The sequence below is a fragment of the Mesorhizobium sp. DCY119 genome, assembly GCF_003590645.1.
Classification (GTDB): domain Bacteria; phylum Pseudomonadota; class Alphaproteobacteria; order Rhizobiales; family Rhizobiaceae; genus Mesorhizobium_M.
Window position 1 is genome coordinate 4,670,001 of the sequence record NZ_CP031834.1, and the last position, 18,664, is coordinate 4,688,664.

24 protein-coding genes and 1 pseudogene (1 of these 25 running past the window's edge) are annotated in these 18,664 nt (G+C 61.6%); 12 read left to right on the forward strand and 13 right to left on the reverse strand.

Annotated elements, in window-relative coordinates; all coding sequences use genetic code 11:
• A protein-coding gene (locus DZG07_RS22820; RefSeq protein ID WP_119821047.1) for an ABC transporter ATP-binding protein/permease crosses the window boundary here: on the reverse strand, nt 1–351 show its 5' end (the start). 1,485 nt of this gene lie to the left of the window's left edge; the window shows 351 of its 1,836 coding nt (coding positions 1–351); its start codon is at nt 349–351; its stop codon lies off the left edge, out of view.
• Nucleotides 352–529: 178 nt separating this feature from the next.
• On the opposite strand from DZG07_RS22820, the gene DZG07_RS22825 reads away from it, so the two are divergent.
• The 3 genes and pseudogenes from DZG07_RS22825 to DZG07_RS22835 all read left to right on the forward strand — a co-directional run bounded on the left by DZG07_RS22825 (nt 530) and on the right by DZG07_RS22835 (nt 2,202).
• Nucleotides 530–838, forward strand: coding sequence for a hypothetical protein (locus tag DZG07_RS22825; RefSeq protein WP_091916582.1), 309 nt, complete (start codon nt 530–532; stop codon nt 836–838).
• Between the two features lie 106 nt (nt 839–944).
• Nucleotides 945–1,722, forward strand: a pseudogene (locus DZG07_RS22830) (ABC transporter substrate-binding protein).
• A gap of 72 nt (nt 1,723–1,794) precedes the next feature.
• Nucleotides 1,795–2,202, forward strand: a complete 408-nt coding sequence (locus DZG07_RS22835; protein ID WP_119821049.1) for a hypothetical protein — start codon at nt 1,795–1,797, stop codon at nt 2,200–2,202.
• A gap of 13 nt (nt 2,203–2,215) precedes the next feature.
• On the opposite strand, the gene DZG07_RS22840 is transcribed toward DZG07_RS22835, so the two are convergent.
• From DZG07_RS22840 to DZG07_RS22850, 3 genes are all read right to left on the reverse strand, one after another.
• Nucleotides 2,216–2,770, reverse strand: coding sequence for a GreA/GreB family elongation factor (locus tag DZG07_RS22840; RefSeq protein WP_119821051.1), 555 nt, complete (start codon nt 2,768–2,770; stop codon nt 2,216–2,218).
• Between the two features lie 149 nt (nt 2,771–2,919).
• A complete protein-coding gene (rnk, locus tag DZG07_RS22845; protein WP_119821053.1) occupies nt 2,920–3,375 on the reverse strand; it encodes a nucleoside diphosphate kinase regulator in 456 nt (151 codons plus the stop codon).
• Nucleotides 3,376–3,700: 325 nt separating this feature from the next.
• On the reverse strand, nt 3,701–4,237 hold the full coding sequence (locus DZG07_RS22850; protein WP_119821055.1) for a GNAT family N-acetyltransferase: 537 nt from the start codon (nt 4,235–4,237) through the stop codon (nt 3,701–3,703).
• Between the two features lie 347 nt (nt 4,238–4,584).
• Between DZG07_RS22850 and DZG07_RS22855 the strand changes: the two genes are divergently transcribed.
• Nucleotides 4,585–5,040 (forward strand): DUF2214 family protein, encoded by a 456-nt coding sequence (locus tag DZG07_RS22855; protein WP_119821057.1) that lies wholly within the window; start codon nt 4,585–4,587, stop codon nt 5,038–5,040.
• On the opposite strand, the gene nth is transcribed toward DZG07_RS22855, so the two are convergent.
• A complete protein-coding gene (gene nth / locus DZG07_RS22860; protein ID WP_119821059.1) occupies nt 5,034–5,807 on the reverse strand; it encodes an endonuclease III in 774 nt (257 codons plus the stop codon). The two genes, DZG07_RS22855 and nth, sit on opposite strands and share 7 nt — an antisense overlap.
• A 22-nt stretch (nt 5,808–5,829) precedes the next feature.
• On the opposite strand from nth, the gene DZG07_RS22865 reads away from it, so the two are divergent.
• On the forward strand, nt 5,830–6,324 hold the full coding sequence (locus tag DZG07_RS22865) for a DUF2244 domain-containing protein (protein WP_091916566.1): 495 nt from the start codon (nt 5,830–5,832) through the stop codon (nt 6,322–6,324).
• A 9-nt stretch (nt 6,325–6,333) separates the two neighbouring features.
• Here the strand turns inward: DZG07_RS22865 and DZG07_RS22870 are convergent, their stop codons facing one another.
• Nucleotides 6,334–7,149 (reverse strand): class I SAM-dependent methyltransferase, encoded by an 816-nt coding sequence (locus tag DZG07_RS22870; RefSeq protein ID WP_119821061.1) that lies wholly within the window; start codon nt 7,147–7,149, stop codon nt 6,334–6,336.
• Between the two features lie 114 nt (nt 7,150–7,263).
• On the opposite strand from DZG07_RS22870, the gene DZG07_RS22875 reads away from it, so the two are divergent.
• From DZG07_RS22875 to DZG07_RS22890, 4 genes are all read left to right on the forward strand, one after another.
• Nucleotides 7,264–8,154, forward strand: coding sequence for a bifunctional helix-turn-helix domain-containing protein/methylated-DNA--[protein]-cysteine S-methyltransferase (locus DZG07_RS22875; protein WP_119821062.1), 891 nt, complete (start codon nt 7,264–7,266; stop codon nt 8,152–8,154).
• 84 nt (nt 8,155–8,238) lie between these two features.
• Nucleotides 8,239–9,150 (forward strand): ribokinase, encoded by a 912-nt coding sequence (locus tag DZG07_RS22880; RefSeq protein ID WP_119821064.1) that lies wholly within the window; start codon nt 8,239–8,241, stop codon nt 9,148–9,150.
• A 13-nt stretch (nt 9,151–9,163) separates the two neighbouring features.
• Entirely contained in the window at nt 9,164–10,615 is a 1,452-nt protein-coding gene (locus tag DZG07_RS22885; protein WP_119821066.1) for an amidase, read from the forward strand.
• A 44-nt stretch (nt 10,616–10,659) separates the two neighbouring features.
• Nucleotides 10,660–11,070: a hypothetical protein gene (locus tag DZG07_RS22890; RefSeq protein WP_119821068.1), complete on the forward strand. Its 411-nt coding sequence runs from the start codon at nt 10,660–10,662 to the stop codon at nt 11,068–11,070.
• Between the two features lie 27 nt (nt 11,071–11,097).
• On the opposite strand, the gene DZG07_RS22895 is transcribed toward DZG07_RS22890, so the two are convergent.
• Nucleotides 11,098–11,565, reverse strand: coding sequence for a YbaK/EbsC family protein (locus tag DZG07_RS22895; RefSeq protein WP_162931702.1), 468 nt, complete (start codon nt 11,563–11,565; stop codon nt 11,098–11,100).
• A gap of 84 nt (nt 11,566–11,649) precedes the next feature.
• Here DZG07_RS22895 and DZG07_RS22900 point away from each other — a divergent pair, with 84 nt between their 5' ends.
• Complete coding sequence (locus DZG07_RS22900) at nt 11,650–12,264, forward strand: LysE family translocator (RefSeq protein ID WP_091916624.1); 615 nt, start codon at nt 11,650–11,652, stop codon at nt 12,262–12,264.
• Nucleotides 12,265–12,304: 40 nt separating this feature from the next.
• Here the strand turns inward: DZG07_RS22900 and DZG07_RS22905 are convergent, their stop codons facing one another.
• From DZG07_RS22905 to DZG07_RS22915, 3 genes are all read right to left on the reverse strand, one after another.
• Nucleotides 12,305–12,592 carry a GIY-YIG nuclease family protein gene (locus tag DZG07_RS22905; RefSeq protein WP_119821072.1) on the reverse strand — a complete coding sequence of 96 codons (288 nt, stop codon included), beginning with the start codon at nt 12,590–12,592 and terminating at the stop codon, nt 12,305–12,307.
• Nucleotides 12,593–12,901: 309 nt separating this feature from the next.
• Nucleotides 12,902–13,174 (reverse strand): hypothetical protein, encoded by a 273-nt coding sequence (locus DZG07_RS22910; protein ID WP_162931703.1) that lies wholly within the window; start codon nt 13,172–13,174, stop codon nt 12,902–12,904.
• Nucleotides 13,175–13,741: 567 nt separating this feature from the next.
• Nucleotides 13,742–14,683 (reverse strand): nucleoside hydrolase, encoded by a 942-nt coding sequence (locus tag DZG07_RS22915; RefSeq protein ID WP_119821076.1) that lies wholly within the window; start codon nt 14,681–14,683, stop codon nt 13,742–13,744.
• Nucleotides 14,684–14,808: 125 nt separating this feature from the next.
• Between DZG07_RS22915 and DZG07_RS22920 the strand changes: the two genes are divergently transcribed.
• Complete coding sequence (locus DZG07_RS22920) at nt 14,809–15,234, forward strand: Hsp20 family protein (protein WP_119821078.1); 426 nt, start codon at nt 14,809–14,811, stop codon at nt 15,232–15,234.
• Between the two features lie 71 nt (nt 15,235–15,305).
• The gene (locus DZG07_RS22925; RefSeq protein WP_119821080.1) at nt 15,306–15,563 is read left to right on the forward strand and encodes a DUF1150 family protein; all 258 of its coding nucleotides are present in this window, start codon (nt 15,306–15,308) and stop codon (nt 15,561–15,563) included.
• Nucleotides 15,564–15,637: 74 nt separating this feature from the next.
• Here the strand turns inward: DZG07_RS22925 and ptsN are convergent, their stop codons facing one another.
• The 3 genes from ptsN to rpoN all read right to left on the reverse strand — a co-directional run bounded on the left by ptsN (nt 15,638) and on the right by rpoN (nt 18,517).
• Nucleotides 15,638–16,102 (reverse strand): PTS IIA-like nitrogen regulatory protein PtsN, encoded by a 465-nt coding sequence (gene ptsN / locus DZG07_RS22930; protein WP_091916545.1) that lies wholly within the window; start codon nt 16,100–16,102, stop codon nt 15,638–15,640.
• A gap of 71 nt (nt 16,103–16,173) precedes the next feature.
• Nucleotides 16,174–16,758, reverse strand: a complete 585-nt coding sequence (gene raiA, locus DZG07_RS22935; protein WP_091916543.1) for a ribosome-associated translation inhibitor RaiA — start codon at nt 16,756–16,758, stop codon at nt 16,174–16,176.
• Nucleotides 16,759–17,002: 244 nt separating this feature from the next.
• Nucleotides 17,003–18,517, reverse strand: a complete 1,515-nt coding sequence (gene rpoN, locus DZG07_RS22940) for an RNA polymerase factor sigma-54 (protein ID WP_119821082.1) — start codon at nt 18,515–18,517, stop codon at nt 17,003–17,005.
• Between the last annotated feature and the right edge of the window lie 147 nt (nt 18,518–18,664).

Sequence of the window (18,664 nt, forward strand, 5' to 3'; positions counted from 1 at the left end):
CACCAGCCCTTCGCGCAGCTTGAGATGGATCATCTGGTTCAGCCAGGTCTGCCCGACATTGAGGATGAGCAGCACGGCGGCGATAACGGCGAAGATTTCGAGCTGATAAAAGAAGCCCTGGAGATCACGCCGCTCGAGCGCATCATAAAATGGCCGGTACCAGCGATTGAGCACGACCTGCCCTACCGCCGTGGCCACGATGACGGCAAAGATGGTGGCGCAGAGCCCCATTATAGTATTGCGCAGCGGCGACGAGCCGAACGCCCGCGTCATCATCATAAGCTGGTCGCGGAAACTTTCGTCGGCGGGCGTCGGTAAGGTCGCGGCCTCTTCTTGTATCTGGTCCGCCATCGTCGCAGATCCTTTCCTCGCAGCATCGGCTTTTGAACATAGTGCGTCGGCATCGCGACGCTATTCAATCCCGGTCTTCACACCGCGATGTGATTGCGCGGAGCCATGGCATCGCGTGGATCGGATCGACGGGCAAAGCGTTACGCCTTCTCCGATCACTCGATCACGGGATATCGCGATGAACACCGCAAATCTGCAACTCGAAGGCCTGTATCTGGCCATCGCTTCGATCAACAACCTGCTTGTCGCCAAGGGCATGGTGAGCGTCGAGGAGATCGACACTGCCCTTCGGCGCGCCGAAGCCAACGCCACCGGCGACGAGCGTGTCGTCGAGGACATGACGCCGGCCAACCGCGATGCCGTGTGTTTTCCGATCCGGCTTCTGCAGGCGGCCAACAACAGCCGGTCCGACCGCAACACGCCGACCTTCTCCGAACTCGCAAAAATGGTCGGGCAGACCAAGGAGCCTTACAACGATCAGATGTGAGGCAAGCTTTTTTCCTGCCAATCAACTTGCCCGACGCGAGGTGTGATGATTTGCTGGCAGTGTTTGGGAACACGAAGCGGCCGCAAGTGCCGCAGAGGAGAAAGCAATGCGTATTTCAGGACGTCTCGCCGGCATTCTTGCAGGTGCCGCAATCACGCTGGCGGCCGGATCGGCCTTCGCCGATGAGCCCATGAAGCTGAAGATCGGCACGGAAGGCGCCTACCCGCCCTTCAACAGCATCGCCGCCGACGGTTCGCTGATCGGCTTCGACATCGACATCTCCAATGCGCTGTGCGCGCAGATGAAGGCGCAGTGCGAAATCGTCACCCAGGATTGGGACGGCATGATCCCTGCCCTGCAGGCTGGCAAGTTCGACGCCATCATCGCGTCGATGAGCATCACGGAAGAGCGCAAGAAGCAGATTTCCTTCACCAACAAATATTATGTCACGCCGCTTTCGGTGGTGGCGCTGAAGGATTCCAGCCTCTCGACGACCGACCCTGCGGCCTATTCCGGCAAGACCGTCGGCGCAGGCCTCGACGACGCAGGCCACCTATGCCGACGAGGTCTACGGCAAGGCCGGTGCCGAGGCGAAGCTCTATCCCTCGCAGGATGAGGCGATGGCCGATCTCGCCAATGGGCGGCTCGACGCGGTGGTGGCCGATAAGTTCGTGCTGGTCGACTGGATGGACAAGACGGGCAAGGATTGCTGCAAGATGGTCGGCGATATCGAGGGCACCAATGCGCCGGCAGGCATCGGCGTGCGCCAGGCGGACAATGAGCTGCGCGAAAAGCTGAATGCCGCCATCGACGCGATTGTCGCCGACGGTACCTACGGCAAGATCGTCCAGAAGTATTTCACTTTCGACATCTATGGCGGTTAGGATTGCTGGCATCTACGGTGTGCGCCGGAGCGGGCACCGTAAACGGACAAAGCGCGGATAAACATTCGAAGCATGACGACATCCAGAAGCGCCAACTTCGCCTGCACCCTGCTGCTTGCCGCCACGGTCTCCGGCCAGGCACGCGCCGAGCCGGTGCAATTGCAGCGCACGATGGCCGACGGCGTCTATCATTGCGAAGTCTATGCGCTCGGGATGTTCATCCATCTCGGCGACATCATTATAAAGGGCCCCACCTATCGCGGTCCGGCATGGTTCGAACCCTTTGCCGGACCGTATAGATATGAAGTGACGCCCTTCGACGAGATCAACTGGTTTGGGCCGCTCGGCGGCTTCACCTCGGGCGGAAACTCCGTCGACCTGACGCAGGTCACCGTCAACACGGAGGAGAAGGCCTCGTTCGACATCATCATGCGTGAGGCGAGCGGTAGTTTTTCCGCCACGACCTGCGAGAAGCGGTAGTCGACGACTGCGCTTATGCGGCGGACGGCCCCGGATCGTCATCAAAGGGTGCAAGAACCCTTTCGATGGGCGTTGCCGGCAATCCCTCGGCGGAATGAACCAGCCGCAATATGGCGCCGCGTGGCTTTGGCACCGAACCGCCAAGGCCTAGCTTCAAACCTTCCGCCTCGCGCTTGGCAGCCTCGGGCTGATAGACGACTTCCTGAACGGTCAGCTTTTCCTCGGTCCCGTCCGCCCTACGGATGGTCATGGACTGCCCTTCGGCAAGGCCCATCAGGGCAAGGCCGCGCGGATTGGTGATCGATAGCACCGAACCGACCAGCCCGCGCAGCTCGTCATGGGCGATGATGCGTGTTTCGGCCGGGCCGTCATCGACGCGGTAGCTGACACGGCTCGACAGCGTGACGACCATCGGTGGGATATCGTCCCGGAACATGACGCTCGCGCCGTCGATCTTGCGCTTGAGGATTTCGGCGATCGGCTCGTCACGCCCGAGGCAGCGCTCCAGCATGACTTCGAGGATCGTGTAATCCTTGGTCGTCAGCAGGCAGGTTTCTCCATTCGACATGGCAAATCTCCAGCCGAACCGTTTTCACCCGGTTTCGGCTTCAAGTGTTGTGCTTGAGTTCGAAAGACGCTCCCCTGGACCGGACGCGATTTGTCCGGAGCAGGGGCTAGAATCCTGCGACGAGATTGCCTGAGCGGTGGATCATGCCGTCACGCCCGGTCCGACGCCGCGGCCAGCGCCGCCGTTTCGGAAGGAGCCGGCGCACCGGGTTTTCTCACGTCGAGCACTTCGAGTTCGTGCGTGCGCCCGTCGCGGGCCGTCCACGAGATCGACTGCCCGGGCGAAAGCCCGATCAGCGCCGTGCCGATCGGGGTGAGGATGGAGATTTTGCCCTGCGCGATGTCGGCATCGCCGGGGAATACCAACGTCACCGTCTTTGCCTCGCCGGTGTCCGGCTTGAACGTCACGGCCGAGCCCATGCGGGCGACGTCGTCGGGAATGGAGCCGTCGGCCACGACGCGCGCGCGGTCGAGTTCAAGCAGCAATTCCTCCGAGACTTCCGGATTGCGCTCTGCCATCGCATTGGCAAAAGCGATGAGCTTAGAATGATCGGAGGCGCCGATCCTGATATTGGGCTTGCGCCGCGCCCTGGTCTTTTCCTGCATTTTATTACCTGTGCTTGTGACCGCGACGGAATCCGGCTCTCGGACTTCGACGTGCGGTGCCGATTTCCGGCAGTATCAATGATGTTGGAAGCGCCGATGCCGCAGATTCAGAAAATGGGATGCTGCGGAAAAGTGTCGTACCGCCCCGCGGCTCGGGGGCGCATGGCAGCCGAGCCGGGGGTCAGCGTCCCGCGATGGGGCACACCCGCTGAAAAAACTTGAATCGTGTTTCGGCTGCGATCGACATGCCACGATAGTCCCGAAACTTCTCATGTAAGTCAAGCAACCGTCCAATCCCTCATTCGACGGGTGCTTGAAAAGGCCCTCACCCTCTTTCGAAGAGCAGCGTCGGCGAGCCCTTGTAAGTCGTCCTCGCCGCCTCGCGATAACCGAATTTTTGCGCGATGCGGATCGACGCGACATTTTCGGGATCGATGATGCAGACGGTTTTCGCCCCGCCGAAATGCCGGTCGGCCCATTCATGCATGGCGCCGACGACCTCCGTCGCAAAACCCTTGCCATGCACGTCGGACACGAAACCCCAGCCGGCTTCGGGCAGGCCTTCGATCGAAGGCTCCATCTTGCGCTTGGCATCCTGGAAGCCCGCCCCGCCGAGAAAACGGCCGGTTCCCTTTTCCTCGACCACCCAATAGCCGAAGCCGAGCAACTGCCAGTGCCCAAGATAGCGCAGCATGCGCGCCCACACGTCTTCGCGCGGCAGCGGCTGGCCGGTGATGAAGCGCGTATGGAGCGGATCGGTCCACATCGCCACGAAACCGTCGAAGTCCGACAGCCTGTGCCCGCGCAGGATGGTGCGGGGTGTTTCGATGACGGGGATTTCGGTGGCGGGCAGATCGGTCATGTCGATTCCGGATGTTTGTAGGGGAAGCCGTAGCATGGGTCGTGGCGACTGAATGAGGCCACGGTGGCGATCAGTTTTCTTCCAGCGGTTACAATAGCGGGCCATCGAGTGACGGCTACACCCCCACCCCTAACCCCTCCCCACAAGGGGGAGGGGGACGATTTCGTCGCCGTTGCCACCAGAAACGGTGAAGATTGGCGCTAAGCGGCGATGCAGCAAATTCCCCTCCCCCTTGTGGGGAGGGGTTAGGGGTGGGGGTCGTCCCGCCAAGCCCGCTTGACCCCACCCTCAATTTCCGTACCTGTACGCAGCAGGCAAATCTCTCCCGGCACCGGAAAGAACCACCCATGGAAACCACCGACCTGCTTCTCGCTATCGTCCATCACATCCTGGTCTTCTCGGTCGCGGCGCTGATTGCGTGCGAATCCGTTCTGACGCGTGGCGAACTGTCCGCCGCTGCCATCAAGCGGCTCGCCGGGCTCGACCGTCATTATGGCATCCTCGCCATGCTGGTCATCATCGTCGGCGTAGGCCGCGTCTTTTACGGCATGAAAGGTTGGGAGTTCTACGTCTACAACTGGGTCTTCTGGGCCAAGATGGTTTCGTTCCTCGCGGTCGGCCTCTTGTCGATCATCCCGACCATGCGCTTCCTGTCATGGAACAGGCAGGCGAGCGCTAACGCGAATTTCACCGTGCCGGCGGCCGAACTCTCCTCGGTGCGATTCTACCTGCGCGCGGAGATGGTCGGCATCGTCCTGATCCTGATCTTCGCCGCTGCCATGGCGCGCGGCTACGGCTACTGAGCAGCCGCCAGCGGCTCGATCGGCACCAGCGGCGCGGGAATATCAGTCGTCTTTTCCGCCGACTTGCAGATGTCGGCGATGACGCACATCGGGCAATCCGGCTTGCGCGCCTTGCAGACATAGCGCCCATGCAGGATCAGCCAGTGATGGGCGTGGCGCATATATTCGTCCGGAATGACCTTCATAAGCCCCGCCTCGACCTGTTCCGGCGTCTTGCCGGGAGCCAGGCCGATCCGGTTGCCGATGCGGAAAATATGCGTGTCGACCGCCATTGTGTGCTGGCCGAAAGCCATGTTGAGCACGACATTGGCGGTCTTTCGCCCTACCCCCGGCAGCTCGACAAGCTGGTCGCGGTTATCGGGAACCTCGCCGCCATGATCGCGAATCAGCGCCTGCGAAAGCGCGATCACATTCTTGGCCTTGTTGCGCCAAAGCCCGATGGTGCGGATGTATTCACCCACCCTCGCCTCGCCCAGCGCCAGCATCTTCTGCGGCGTATCGGCGATTGCAAACAGCGCCCGCGTCGCCTTGTTGACGCCGATATCGGTCGCCTGCGCCGAAAGCACCACCGCCACCAGCAGCGTGAAGGCATTCACATGCTCAAGCTCGCCCTTGGGCTCCGGGCGCTGCACGGCAAAGCGCCGGAAAATCTCGTGCACTTCAGCCGGTGAATAAATACAGGCAGGTTTTCTTGAGGCGCGGCGCGGCTTCGCGCCCGGCTGCGGCTTTTTGGGCTTAACCTGATCTTTGGGCTTGGGGTTCGTCATCGTCTTCCTATAATCTGGAGCGATGAGCGAGACAAACGCCATATCCGCCGCCGATCAGCCCTTCTTTCAGGCGCTGCTGATGCCGCACCGGTCGCTCGGCCGCACCGGCTTCCTGATCCTTATGGGCGCGCTGTCCTTCGGCTGGCTTGCCACCGGCGCCTTCTTCCTGTCCCGAGGCGCATGGCCGGTCTTCGGCTTTTTCGGCCTCGACATTCTCGCCGTCTACATCGCCTTCAAGTTGAACTACCGCGCCGCCCGCGCCCGCGAAGAGGTGACGGTTTCGCGCACCAGCCTCGATATCCGCAAGACAGCACCCTCCGGCCGCATCGAAGACCACCACTTCAACCCGTTCTGGGCGCGATTCTCGGTCGCCCGTCACGACGAGATCGGCATCACCGGCATGGCAGTCGATGGCCAGGGGCAGCATGTGCCGATCGGCAGTTTTCTCAACCCCGACGACCGCGAGAGTTTTGCTAGCGCCTTTTCGCGGGCCTTGGCGAAAGCCAAGGGGCGGTAGCTGCCCGAATCAAAACCGGTACCGCAGCAGCCTGCCGACCCGCCGCAGCGGCGGAAAGAAGTTCCAGAGGAAGATGATCCATTGGGACGACCAGCTCATACGAGAGACATGTTCGGGCTTGTAGGCAGAAACCTCCTCGATCAGCTCGAGACCGGGCGCTGCCTTTTCCAGATCGCGCGGATCGTTGATCGCCCAATGGAGTTCGGCTCCGGTAAGGCGAACCGAAGGCGTGAGGCTCACCAGCTTGAGGCCGAGATCGCTATAGGCGTCGCCGATGATCTCACCGCTCGCCAGATGCGAAACCAGCCGCGTGAACAGTTTTGGTCCCTCCTCGGCCGGCAGATAAGGCGTGATCCCCTCGGCCACCACCATGGCCGGACGGTCGCGGGGCACCTGATCCAGCCAGGCCGGGTCTGTCACTGACGAGGCGACCAGATGGTAGTTTTTGCGTGAGGGATAAAGCTTGCGCCGAAGCGCGATCACTTCCGGGTAATCCACATCGTACCATTCGATCCCGGCGGGTGGATCGATGCGGAAGACGCGCGTATCGAGGCCGCAGCCGATATGCAGCACGATCGCATTCGGGGTTTTGGCCGTGAAATCCATGACCCACTCGTCCAGCGTCTTGGCCCGGATCGCCAGCCCTACGCCGAGATCGTGGTCGACCTTCAGCCTGGCAAAGTCATAGTCGATCTTGCCGACCGCCTCGTCGGCAAAACGGTCCTGAAGCAGCGAATCGGGCTGCCTGCTTTCCAGCGCCTTGCCGTACAAGGTGATGAGCAGGGTTTCCTTTTCCTTCGTCAGGGTGACTTTTTCGCGTCCCATCTTTCCTCCCGATGTCGCGGCCAGTGTTATCTGGCCCCGGCAAGGCACCACGGCAAGTTTCGGGTGGTGCGACGGCCCCGTCTGCACGATATTCACCGGCAAGGAGACAATGTCATGAACGCTCAGACATCGATGAAACTTTCGCCGGTTCTTCAGCGCGAAATCACGCCAGAAGGCAGCGATTACGAGACCGTTCGCCGGGTGATCGAGAAGATCAGCCTCGACTATCGCGACCAGCCGTCGCTGGAAACGCTGGCGGAAGAAGTCGGCGAGACGCCGCCCGGCCTGCAAAAGCTGTTCACCCGCTGGGCCGGCCTGTCGCCAAAGGGCTTTCTGCAGGCGGTGACGCTGGACCATGCGCGCCGGTTGCTCGATTCGGGCATGCCGCTGCTCGAAACAGCCTTCGAAGTCGGCATGTCCGGCCCCAGCCGGCTGCACGATCTGTTCGTCACCCATGAGGCGATGTCGCCCGGCGACTACAAGACCCGCGGTGCCGGCCTCACCATCCGCTACGGCCACCACATCTCGCCCTTCGGCGTGGCACTCATCATGGTCACCGACCGTGGCCTCGCCGGCCTGGCCTTCAACGACGCCGGCAATGAGCGGGCAGCCTTCGTCGACATGTCGAGCCGCTGGCCGAACGCCACATATATAGAAGACATGTCCGCCACCGCGCCCTATGCCGCGCGCATCTTCGACCCGGCGCAGTGGCGGGCGGAAAACCCGCTGCGCGTCGTCATGATCGGCACGGACTTCCAGCTCCGCGTCTGGGACGCGCTGTTGAAAATCCCGATGGGCAAGGCATGCAGCTATTCCGACATCGCATCAGGCATCGGCACGCCGGCGGCCAGCCGCGCTGTGGGTGCTGCGGTTGGTGCCAACCCGCTGTCCTTCGTCGTGCCCTGCCACCGCGTCGTCGGCAAGTCCGGCGCGCTGACCGGCTATCACTGGGGCCTCACCCGCAAGCGGGCGATCCTCGGCTGGGAGGTGGGGCAGCTTTCGTGAAAGGCGTGAGATAGCCCCAGCCTGCGTATTTCAATATCCTTCCAAACGGATTAGCTTCCCGCGAAATTCGCAGGAGGCTTTTTCGTGATCACTGTCATCGGTTCCATCAATCTCGACCTCATCGCCACGGTCGATCGCCTGCCTGCCCCCGGCGAAACCGTGATGGGCAGCGCGTTCAAGACCGCGCCCGGCGGCAAGGGTGCGAACCAGGCGCTGGCCGCGGCGCGTGCCGGCGCGCAGGTGCGCATGATCGGAGCCGTCGGCAAGGACAGCTTCGCCAATGATGCGCTCGCCTGCCTGAAGGCTGGCCAGGTCGAGCTTTCCGGCGTGCGCGAGGTTCATGCAGCCACCGGCACCGCACATATTCTGGTCGAGGCCGCCGGCGAAAACGTCATCGCGGTGGTGCCGGGCGCCAATGCGGCGGTGCTGCCGGGCGACCTTTCAAACGCGGCCCTGCAAAAGGGCGAGATCATCCTTCTCCAGCACGAAATCCCGCTGGCCACCGTCGAAGCCGCGCTCGATGCGGCCCGCGCTGCCGGCAGCATAACCGTGCTCAACACCGCGCCCTTCAACGGCGCGGCTGCGCCGTTCCTCGAAAAGGCCGACTACATTGTCGCCAACGAGACCGAATTCGACCTCTATGGCGAGGTGCTGAAGCTGCAGGGACGCGACCGGCCCGCGCGCATGAAGAATTTTGCCGAAAAGACCGGCCGCACCGTCATCGTCACGCTTGGCGGCGAAGGCGTTCTGGCGGCGACGCCCGACGGGCTCATCCAGGTGCCGGCGCTGAAGATCAAGCCGGTCGACACAGTCGGCGCGGGAGACACTTTCTGCGGCTATCTCGGAGCCGGTCTTGGCTCGGGGCTCAGCCTTGAGGATGCATTGCGCCGCGCTGCAGCTGCCGGTTCGCTCGCCTGCCTGAAGCCCGGCGCGCAGCCGGCGATCCCGCTCAAGGCCGAAGTCGACGCTGCCCTTGCCGGCAACATGCCATCCTGACCGGGAGACCAGATTGAACCGCCCCACAACCAAGCACGCCATTCCACCCGCAGGCGAAATCTGCCGCATGTCCGCCGTCGAACTGACTGAAAAGATCAGGACGCGAAAACTTTCGGTGCGCGAGGTCGTCACCGCCTTTCTCGACCGCATCGACGCGGTCAACCCGCTCGTCAACGCCATCGTTTCGCTGCGCGACCGCGCCGACATTCTGGCCGAGGCCGACGCCGCCGACGCGGCACTGGCGAAGGGCATCACGCCCGGCCCGCTGCTCGGCCTGCCCGTTGCGATCAAGGACCTTGCCCTGACCAAGGGCCTGAAAACGACCTTCGGCTCGCCGATCTTTGCCGATTTCGTGCCCGACGAGGACGATTTCTTCGTCGAGCGCATGCGCAAGGCCGGCGCGATCTTCATCGGCAAGACCAATGTCCCGGAATTCGGCCTCGGCTCCAACACCTACAATCCCGTCTTCGGCCCCACCCTCAACGCCTTCGATCCGGCGCTGACCGCCGGCGGCTCCAGCGGCGGCGCGGCGGTGGCGCTGGCACTGAACATGGTTCCGGTCGCAGACGGCAGCGATTTCGGCGGCTCGCTGCGCAATCCTGCTGCCTATAACAATGTCTTCGGCTTCCGCCCGTCACAGGGGCTGGTTCCTGCCGGGCCGTCAAACGAGGTTTTCCATTCGCAGATCGGCATCGAGGGCCCGATGGCCCGCAATGTCGGCGACATGGCGCTGCTGCTTGGCGTGCAGGCCGGCTATCATCCGAGCGCGCCGCTGTCGCATGACGGCGAAAGCTCCTATCTCGCAGGCCTGCAAAACGGCGCGAAAAGCGGCCGAATCGCATGGCTCGGCGATCTCGGCGGCCGCCTGCCCATCGAAGCCGGCGTTCTCGACCTGTGCGAGTCCGCCTTGCAACGATTTGGTGAAGCCGGCTTCACATCGGAATCGCTGGTGCCGGCGTTCGATTTCGAAGCCCTCTGGCGCGCCTTCGTGACGCTGCGCCAGGCGACCAGCGGCTGCGAACTCAAGCTCCACTATGACGACCCGGCCAAGCGCGCCAGGCTGAAGCCCGAGGCGATCTGGGAGGCCGAGGGCGCAGAGCGCCTTACCGCGCCGCAGGTCCACGCCGCCTCCACCGTCCGTTCGGCCTGGTACAAAACCGTGCTGAACCTGTTCGAGCGCTTCGATTTGCTAGTGCTGCCGACCGCGCAAGTCTTCCCCTTCGACGTCACCACCCACTGGCCAGATAAAGTCGCCGGCCGCGCGATGGACAGCTACCATCGCTGGATGGAGGTTTCGGCTTTCGCCTCGCTCGCCGGCTGCCCTGCCGTCAACGTGCCGGTCGGCTTCGACGATCGCGGCCGCCCCATGGGCATGCAACTGATCGGCCGCCCGCGCGGCGACCTCGCCGTCTTGCAAGCGGCAGCCGCCTATGAGACCACTATGACGTGGGAAAGCGGGGCATAGACGGTTGGCGGCAAAGCCGGCCAGCCCCCGGCCGAAAGGGGGTCATGGCGAAATCTTCGAAGCAGACCCGGCGCCCCAGCGGCACTTTCTGGCAGCGCATGCATGTCAGGCTGGAACTGTTTCGATGGTCCGCCAGCCAAATCGCCGCCGGCCTCGGCGTCCTGGCGTTCATCGGCATTTTCGTGCTGCTTCCGCTTCGTTTCAATAGCCCAGTGGTCAAGCGCGAACAGACCGGCGCAGTCATAACATCGATCGCGGCGATTCCAGACAGGCCTAACCGTTTCGGAAACGGGGTTTCCTATAGATATGCGATCAAGTTGAACGGCACAGACGCGATCGCATTTGTAACCGATGACGCATTACGTCCGCATTCGATCGGTGCAATTGTGGAGGTAGAGCGCCGCACAAGGGCAAACGGCTGGGTGACGTATCATATGTTGCCGATGGGCCTCTGACCGTATCGTGGTGAATACGTAACCACCTCACGCTTGTTTGGAAAAATCCCCGATCTCGCCCTGCGCGGCGCGCAGCCATTCGTCGCGTGAGATCACCAGTGTCGCGGTATTCCTGCCGGTTCCGCAGACGATCTCGTCGCGCTCGAGCACGGCGCGATCGATCAGAACGCGTGTTCCGTTGATCGGCAGGGGGACGATCCCGCCGATTTCCATGTCTATCTTTCGCGCCACATCGGCAGGTTCGGCCATTTTGAGATCGGCGCGGCGCATGCCGAGCGCATCGGCGATCTTCTTGTAGTCGGCCTTGTCCTTCGCCCTCAAGGCGACGATGGCCAGGCCACAGTCGGAGTGCGAAAATGTCAGGCCCTTGACCATGTCCTCCGGATCGTGCGGCAGGATCTCCTTCGCATCGTCGAAGGAGATGAGCGGGGTGTGATTGTGAACCGAAAACACCGCGCCGGCCGTTTCGAGGAATTCCTTGACCAAGGGGCTCATGCGATTCTGCTCCTTCGACTGCGAGACACTGGACATTCCTCGATGCTGATGCTTGTTTTCAAGCAATCGGAGAGGAATACAAAAATGTCGCTCGAAGTCTATGCCGCCTATGTCGTCGCCTGCATCGTCATCATCCTGATACCCGGCCCGACCGTCACGCTGATCATCGCCACCAGCATGCGCCATGGCACGCGCGCCGGGCTGGCCAATGTCGCCGGCACTCAGGCCGGCATCGCCGTCATGATCGCCATCGTCGGCATCGGCCTCACCTCGATGATCGAGGGCATGGGCCACTGGTTCGAGTGGGTGCGCCTGCTGGGTGCCGCCTATCTGATCTGGATGGGCATCCAGATGTTTCGCTCCACCGGCAGGCTTGATGCCAACGGCGTCCCCCAGGCACCGCGCGGCGGCTTCTTCCTGCAGGGTTTTCTCGTCGCCATCAGCAATCCCAAGACGCTGATCTTCTTCGGCGCCTTCATCCCGCAATTCCTCGATCCCACCGGCAACTACGCGCTTCAGATCGTCATCATGGGCACCACCGCCCTGATTTTCGCAGCGATGTCCGATTCCACCTACGCCATCGTCGCCGGCAGGGCCAGCCGCGCGCTGTCAGCCAGCCGCATCAAGCTCCTGTCGCGCATCAGCGGCAGTTTCCTCATCGGCGGCGGGCTGTGGCTGGCGTTCTCGCGGGCGAAGTGAGGGGCTACGCGGTGCATTCCGCTTAACCTGCTGGCAAGCATCAGCCGTTCAGCACTTCATATAGATCGTCCCATTCCGGGTTCATCGCCTCGATCAGTTCGAGCTTCCATTTGCGCCGCCATTTCTTGATGCGTTTCTCGTCCACGATGGCGTCGCCTATGTCGACATAATCGCGATACCAGACCAGCCGCCTGACACCGTATTTCTTCGTGAAGCCGTCCGTCAGCCCCTCGCGATGCTCCCAGACGCGCCGCTCAAGATCCCCGGTCACACCGGTGTAAAGCGTTCCGTTCTTTCTCGACGCCAAAATGTAGACATAGCCGGTCATAGGTAAGGATGTGGCAGAACGAGCGTGCCAGGCAAGAAAATTCTATCAATGATTGCAGGAAATTAGCACACTTACCCGCCGCATCATCCTGGAAGCTGCCCCACCAACATTGACAACTAGCGAAGGCGGAACATGCCGTTCGTCGACCTTGGCGATTAGCGCTGACAACCGTGAAATCGTCATCCCGGGAACCGGAGCGAAGCGCAGGTTATCCGGGATCCATTGGCCGCAGCATCGTCAAGCATGGCCCGGCCCTCGTCTTGGCGCGCTTCAATACTGCAGCGCGAACTCAGTACCCGGCCGTGCTCATCAATAGATCCCGGCTCGCAGTCGCTTCGCTCCCTTGGCCGGGATGACGAAAGGGGAGACGCTTCCAACATTAACCTTGACGATTAACGATGTCAGACCATTCCGTTCGTCATCCTCGGGGCCGGAGCCGAACGAAGTTCGGCGGAGGAACCCGGGGATCCATGCCGGAACCTCGGTGGAATGTGCCGCGGTGCAGAACTGCCAAAGCTGAAGCTTGCGAACTGTGGGAAAGATTTTCGCCTGGTTTTCCGCCAACCCATTGATTTCACTCACGCCACACATTTTTTCACGCCCGCTTTTTCCACACCCATTGAGCATCTTTCATACTCCCAACCAGTTCCTCCCATGGGAACATCGGTCGCGACGGTGATCTGTGGGGAGGAACCGGCGCTTCCGGTTCGTCGCAAACGTAGCGATGAGCCCGGGGAGGTTCCGTCCGAGGGTTCCCCTGCGGGTATTACGGCCCGCGCGTGCTGGACGAGCACATAGGCCCTGCAAACCAAAAGGTTTGCAGGGAGCAGCGGAACGGACGGGAACAGAAATCGCCGGCGGGGCGCGGAAGCTGCGCCACTTACTTTACATTAGGAAGGCACGGCCATGCGCCCCGCTTCCCACCCTCGTAAAGGGAGTTCTTTGACAATGGCCAGACGGTGAAAACCGGGCGTGGCGATGATGAAGCGCGCCCGCGTTTTCTCCCCCTTGAGGGGGAGATGGCGCGAAGCGCCAGAGGGGGTCGTTCATGTAGTACTCGGCGCAAAAGGAGCGTCGGAGCACTGCCGCAGCGACCCCACCCGGCCCTACGGGCCACCCTCCCCTCGAGGGGGAGGGGAAAAGCTGGCGCTACAGCCGCCCCAGCCGCTCAACCAGCAGCGCAAAGAAACCATCATGGTCAATGTCGCGCATGACGGTGGCGTTCTTTTCGCGCTTGGTGACGCCCCACCAGTCGACGACCGTCATGCCCATGGTGAGTTCCGACGCCGTCTCGACCGTGACGTTGCAATGCCGGCCCTTGAAAAGCTCGGGCTTCAGAAGATAGGCAATGACGCAGGGGTCGTGCAGCGGGCCGCCATCTGTGCCGTATTTCTCCTCGTCGAAGCGCTCGAAGAATTCCAGCATCTCGGCGGTGGCGATGCCGACCTTGGTGCCGAGATCGCGGAAGGCGGCGATGCGCTTGCCGGTCGTCAGCGCCTTGTGGGTGACGTCGAGCGGCATCATGACGATCGGCACGCCGGAGCGCAGCACCACGTCGGCTGCCTGCGGGTCGACATAGATGTTGAACTCGGCCGCCGGCGTGACATTGCCGCCCTCGAAGAAGCCGCCGCCCATCAGCACGATCTCCTTGATGCGCGGGGCGATCTTCGGCTCGCGAATCAGCGCCAGCGCAATGTTGGTCAGGGGCCCAAGCGGGCACAGCGTGACGGTGCCGCTGTCTTCCTTCATCAGCGTCTCAACGATGAAGTCGACGGCATATTGCGCCTGCAGCGGCATGGTCGGCTCCGGCAGCTCCGGGCCGTTGAGCCCGCTCTGGCCGTGAACCTCTTCCGCCGTGACCAGCGTGCGCGCCAGCGGGCGGATGGCGCCGGCGAAAACCTTGGTTTCAGGCTTGCCAGCGAGTTCGCAGATCTTGCGCGCGTTCTTCTCGGTCAGCTTCAGCGGAACATTGCCGGCAACGGCGGTGATGCCGAGGATATCCAGTTCAGGGCTTGCCAGCGCAAGCAGTATGGCGACGGCGTCGTCCTGGCCGGGATCGGTGTCGATAATGATCTTTCTTGTGGCGGACATTTCCGTCTTCCCTCATGTCAATGATTGCAGGCTTGAACTTGTTTGCGCGGCGGACCATATCAGGATCATCGGGAAAAATGCCATCCGGGTTTTTCCCTTTTAGGTCGCTCTTAGAGGACACGAAAATGAGTCGCATGACGCCCTTTTCGAGCCCGCTTCTGCTTGGGTTCGATGCCATGGAAAAAACGCTGGAACGCTTGGCCAAATCTGGCGACAGCTATCCCCCCTACAATATCGAGCGCGTTCGCGGGGAAGAAGGCAAGGGCGAGACTTTGCGCATAACGCTGGCGGTTGCCGGCTTCTGCGATGAAAATCTGGAAGTCACAACCGAGGAAAACCAGCTCGTCGTGCGCGGCAGGCAGAACGACGACACGGAACGCGAGTTCCTGCATCGCGGCATCGCCGCGCGGCAGTTCCAGCGGACCTTCGTGCTCGCCGATGGAATGCGGGTGACCGGGGCCGAACTGAAGAACGGTCTTCTGTCGATAGACCTCGACCGCCCGGAGGCCGAAAGACTGGTACGGAAAATAAACATTTCGGTGAAAGACTGATTGTCGCCCGCCGGAACAAACAGCTCTAGAGCGGGTTGGTCACTAGGACGCCCCGCATACAGGAGGCTAATATGACATCTCTTGATCACAGACACGTTCTGACGCAGGCCGAACTCGCCCATCTGGGCGAAGGCACGGTGGCGTATCTGCGCGAAATCGACAGCGACGAGCTGAAGGGCAAGTTTCCGGGTCTTCCGGAAATCGCCTCGGGCACGACGCTTTGGGCGCTTTTCGCCGCCAACGGCCAGCCAATCCTGCTGTCTGACGAGCGCGACCGCGCCCTTGCCGGTGCGATGGAAAACGACCTGACCCCGGTCGCCATCCACTAACCGGCGTCTACGGAATTGCAAAGGGCGGCTGAAAAGCCGCCCCGAGCCAAATTTCACCGAAATGATTTCACGCTTCAGGCAGCGTGCGAGGCCTGCGTATCCGAAAGAAGCGCATGAATGGCCGTCGCATCGCGGGTGCCACGAATCTTGGCAACCGTATCGCCATCGCGCAGGACACGCGCAATCCGAGACAGCGCCTTCAGGTGATCCGCCCCTGCCCCCTCGGGAGCTAGCAGCAGAAACACCAGGTCGACGGGCTGGTCGTCCAGCGCCTCGAATTCCACCGGCGATTCCAGCCGCGCGAAAACGCCGGTAATGCGCTTCACGCCGGCGAGCTTGCCGTGCGGGATGGCGATGCCATTGCCCACACCGGTCGATCCCAGCCGCTCACGCTGCAGGATCGTGTCGAAGACTTCGCGCTCGGGAAGACCGGTAATGCTGGCGGCTCTTTCGGCTAGCAATTGCAGAAGCTGCTTCTTGGAATTCGCTTTCAAGGCCGGCATGATTGCCTGAACCTCGATCAGATCACTCAGATCCATTGCCAAATATCCTTTTCGCTGTCCGCACTGCCGGCAATCCCATAACCGGCAGCGCAGCCAGAAGACGTTGCCTATCCCTGCGCGACTTTTGTCGTCGAGGGGTCGATCCACCCGATATTTCCGTCCGGCCTCCGATAGACGATGTTGACCTGCTCGTTCCCGGCGTTGCGGAAAACAAAGACAGGGCTGTCCTTGGTGTCGAGCTCGATGACGGCGGATGCCACCGACATGGTCTTCAGCGCCACGGTCGATTCGGCGACGATCGCCGGCGCGTAGTCTTCCGGAAGCTCCTCCTCGTCGTCCCCCAGCGGCGCCATGACCGTATAGGCAACATCAGTGACGATGCCATTGGTCGCGCCGGGATTGTGGGACTTCAGCCGGCGCTTGTAGCGCCGCAAGCGCTTCTCGAAACGCTCGGCCGCAGCGTCGAAGGCTGCCGTGGGCTCCTGCGCTTCTCCGGCTGCCTGAAGGGCAATGCCGGTGTCTAGGCGGATCATGCAGTCGGCCGAAAAGCGCGAGCCGGACTTCACCACCGTCACATGTCCGGAAAAGCCGCCATCGAAATATTTATCGATGGCTTCGCCAATCCGTCCTTCGATGCGCGTGCGAAACGCCTCACCGATATCCATGTGCTTTCCCGATATGCGTAAATTCATCTGAAAACTGACCTTCCCTGTTCAGACTTCAAATTTGTTCGAGTTTATACCCGTAGTCGACGCGCACAAGCTACAGGGCGGGTTTCACGCCGAATTTAAGTCCGAACTTTCCGGTTAATCACAAGCCGTCTCCCGACGGAGCATTTTGTCTGCGGGCAACAGCCCGTCCCATGCGGGCGGGCTTCTAGTCACTTCATCAACACTTGTCAATGAAGGCAAAGTCAACGGCAAAAACGGCTGTGAATTAGCGGCCCGCGCTGGCCATGGCGCGCTTTTCGCGCCGCCGCTGCACCGACGAAGGAATATTCATACCTTCCCGATACTTGGCTACAGTTCGCCGAGCGATATCAACACCATCGCGCTGCAAGATATCCACAATGGCGTCGTCGGAAAGAACTTCCGCCGAGGCCTCCTCATCGATCAACTGCTTTATGCGGTCACGCACCGCCTCGGAGGAGTGAGCGTCGCCTCCGCCTGCCGAGGCAATGGCCGCGGTGAAGAAATAACGCAGTTCGAAGACCCCACGAGGGGTCAGCATATATTTGTTGGCGGTGACCCGGCTGACCGTCGATTCATGCATGCCGATCGCGTCTGCGACAGTGCGCAGGTTGAGCGGGCGCAATTGCCTGACGCCGTGAACCAGAAAAGCGTCCTGCTGGCGCACGATTTCGGAAGCGACCTTCAGGATCGTCTTGGCGCGCTGGTCGAGACTGCGGGTCAGCCAGTTGGCGTTCTGCAGGCATTCGGCGAGAAAATCCTTTTCCGCCTGATTCTTTGTCAGCGTCGAAACCTGGGTAAAATAGATTTGATCGACCAGAACCCGCGGCAATGTCTCGGGATTGAGTTCGACCGTCCAGCTTCCGTCGCTCGCAGCGCGTACCTCGACATCCGGCACGATCGTATCGGTGTTTCCGCCGGAAAAGGCAGCACCGGGCCGTGGATCGAGACGGCGGATTTCGGCCAGCATGTCGAGAAGATCCTCCTCGTCGACGGCGCAGAGCTTCTTCAACGTCTGGAAATCGCGGCGGGCCAGAAGATCGAGATTGTTGACGAGTGCCTTCATCGCCGGATCGAGCCGGTCGCGCCGGGCAAGCTGAAGCGCCAGGCATTCGGCGAGATCGCGGGCAAAAATGCCTGCCGGCTCAAAGGTTTGACACTTGCGGAGAACCTCGAGGACATCCGCCTCGCCGACACCCAGCCGCTCGGCTATTTCCTCGACATCGCCGCGCATATAGCCGATCTCATCGAGCGCGTCGGTAAGGTCGTAGGCGATCAGACGGTCAGCGGGATTGACGAAGGCAAAGGAAATCTGTTCGCCGACATGGTCGCGCAGCGTCAACGCCGCAGCTGCCATGTCCTCCATGTCGAACCCTTCGGACGCGCCAAGCGACCCGCTGCTGCCGGAAGCGGATTTCCATTGTGCGGCAAGATCCGGGCCTACCCGATCGCTTACACCAGGGTCGTCTGGGAAGACATTTTCGAGCGAGGTATCGAGCTTTTCCGACATGGCCTCGGCGCTCCATGCCGTATCCGCCTCGGCCCACTCCTCGCCGGCAGAATCATTCTTCTCCAGCCGGTCTCCCGCCGCGTCATCGCGCGGCTCGACGCGGTCGAGCAGAGGATTTCGCTCGATCTCCTCATCGACAAAATGATCGAGCTCGATATGGGTCATCTGCAGCAGTTTTATCGACTGCATCAGTTGCGGTGTCATCACCAGCGACTGTGATTGCCGAAGCTGCAATTTGGCTGCAAGGGCCATTGTTACTCACGCACTCCCGTATCCGTCGAATACGCCCACGACGAATTTCCCCGAACGCATAAAACTGGCCCGGCTTTTGCATGTCAAGGAAAAGGGGAAAGGAAGCCTATTTATTATGCAGCTTGCGGAAGCCGGAGCCGCCTGAAA

Excerpts from the sequence above, each read along its gene's own strand:
- DZG07_RS22825 (WP_091916582.1), top strand. The coding sequence starts at position 530 with ATGAACACCGCAAATCTGCAACTCGAAGGCCTGTATCTGGCCATCGCT.
- DZG07_RS22835 (WP_119821049.1), top strand. The coding sequence starts at position 1,795 with ATGACGACATCCAGAAGCGCCAACTTCGCCTGCACCCTGCTGCTTGCC.
- DZG07_RS22840 (WP_119821051.1), bottom strand. The coding sequence starts at position 2,770 with ATGTCGAATGGAGAAACCTGCCTGCTGACGACCAAGGATTACACGATC.
- rnk (WP_119821053.1), bottom strand. The coding sequence starts at position 3,375 with ATGCAGGAAAAGACCAGGGCGCGGCGCAAGCCCAATATCAGGATCGGC.
- DZG07_RS22850 (WP_119821055.1), bottom strand. The coding sequence starts at position 4,237 with ATGACCGATCTGCCCGCCACCGAAATCCCCGTCATCGAAACACCCCGC.
- DZG07_RS22855 (WP_119821057.1), top strand. The coding sequence starts at position 4,585 with ATGGAAACCACCGACCTGCTTCTCGCTATCGTCCATCACATCCTGGTC.
- nth (WP_119821059.1), bottom strand. The coding sequence starts at position 5,807 with ATGACGAACCCCAAGCCCAAAGATCAGGTTAAGCCCAAAAAGCCGCAG.
- DZG07_RS22865 (WP_091916566.1), top strand. The coding sequence starts at position 5,830 with ATGAGCGAGACAAACGCCATATCCGCCGCCGATCAGCCCTTCTTTCAG.
- DZG07_RS22870 (WP_119821061.1), bottom strand. The coding sequence starts at position 7,149 with ATGGGACGCGAAAAAGTCACCCTGACGAAGGAAAAGGAAACCCTGCTC.
- DZG07_RS22875 (WP_119821062.1), top strand. The coding sequence starts at position 7,264 with ATGAACGCTCAGACATCGATGAAACTTTCGCCGGTTCTTCAGCGCGAA.
- DZG07_RS22890 (WP_119821068.1), top strand. The coding sequence starts at position 10,660 with ATGGCGAAATCTTCGAAGCAGACCCGGCGCCCCAGCGGCACTTTCTGG.
- DZG07_RS22895 (WP_162931702.1), bottom strand. The coding sequence starts at position 11,565 with ATGAGCCCCTTGGTCAAGGAATTCCTCGAAACGGCCGGCGCGGTGTTT.
- DZG07_RS22900 (WP_091916624.1), top strand. The coding sequence starts at position 11,650 with ATGTCGCTCGAAGTCTATGCCGCCTATGTCGTCGCCTGCATCGTCATC.
- DZG07_RS22905 (WP_119821072.1), bottom strand. The coding sequence starts at position 12,592 with ATGACCGGCTATGTCTACATTTTGGCGTCGAGAAAGAACGGAACGCTT.
- DZG07_RS22915 (WP_119821076.1), bottom strand. The coding sequence starts at position 14,683 with ATGTCCGCCACAAGAAAGATCATTATCGACACCGATCCCGGCCAGGAC.
- DZG07_RS22920 (WP_119821078.1), top strand. The coding sequence starts at position 14,809 with ATGAGTCGCATGACGCCCTTTTCGAGCCCGCTTCTGCTTGGGTTCGAT.
- DZG07_RS22925 (WP_119821080.1), top strand. The coding sequence starts at position 15,306 with ATGACATCTCTTGATCACAGACACGTTCTGACGCAGGCCGAACTCGCC.
- ptsN (WP_091916545.1), bottom strand. The coding sequence starts at position 16,102 with ATGGATCTGAGTGATCTGATCGAGGTTCAGGCAATCATGCCGGCCTTG.
- raiA (WP_091916543.1), bottom strand. The coding sequence starts at position 16,758 with ATGAATTTACGCATATCGGGAAAGCACATGGATATCGGTGAGGCGTTT.
- rpoN (WP_119821082.1), bottom strand. The coding sequence starts at position 18,517 with ATGGCCCTTGCAGCCAAATTGCAGCTTCGGCAATCACAGTCGCTGGTG.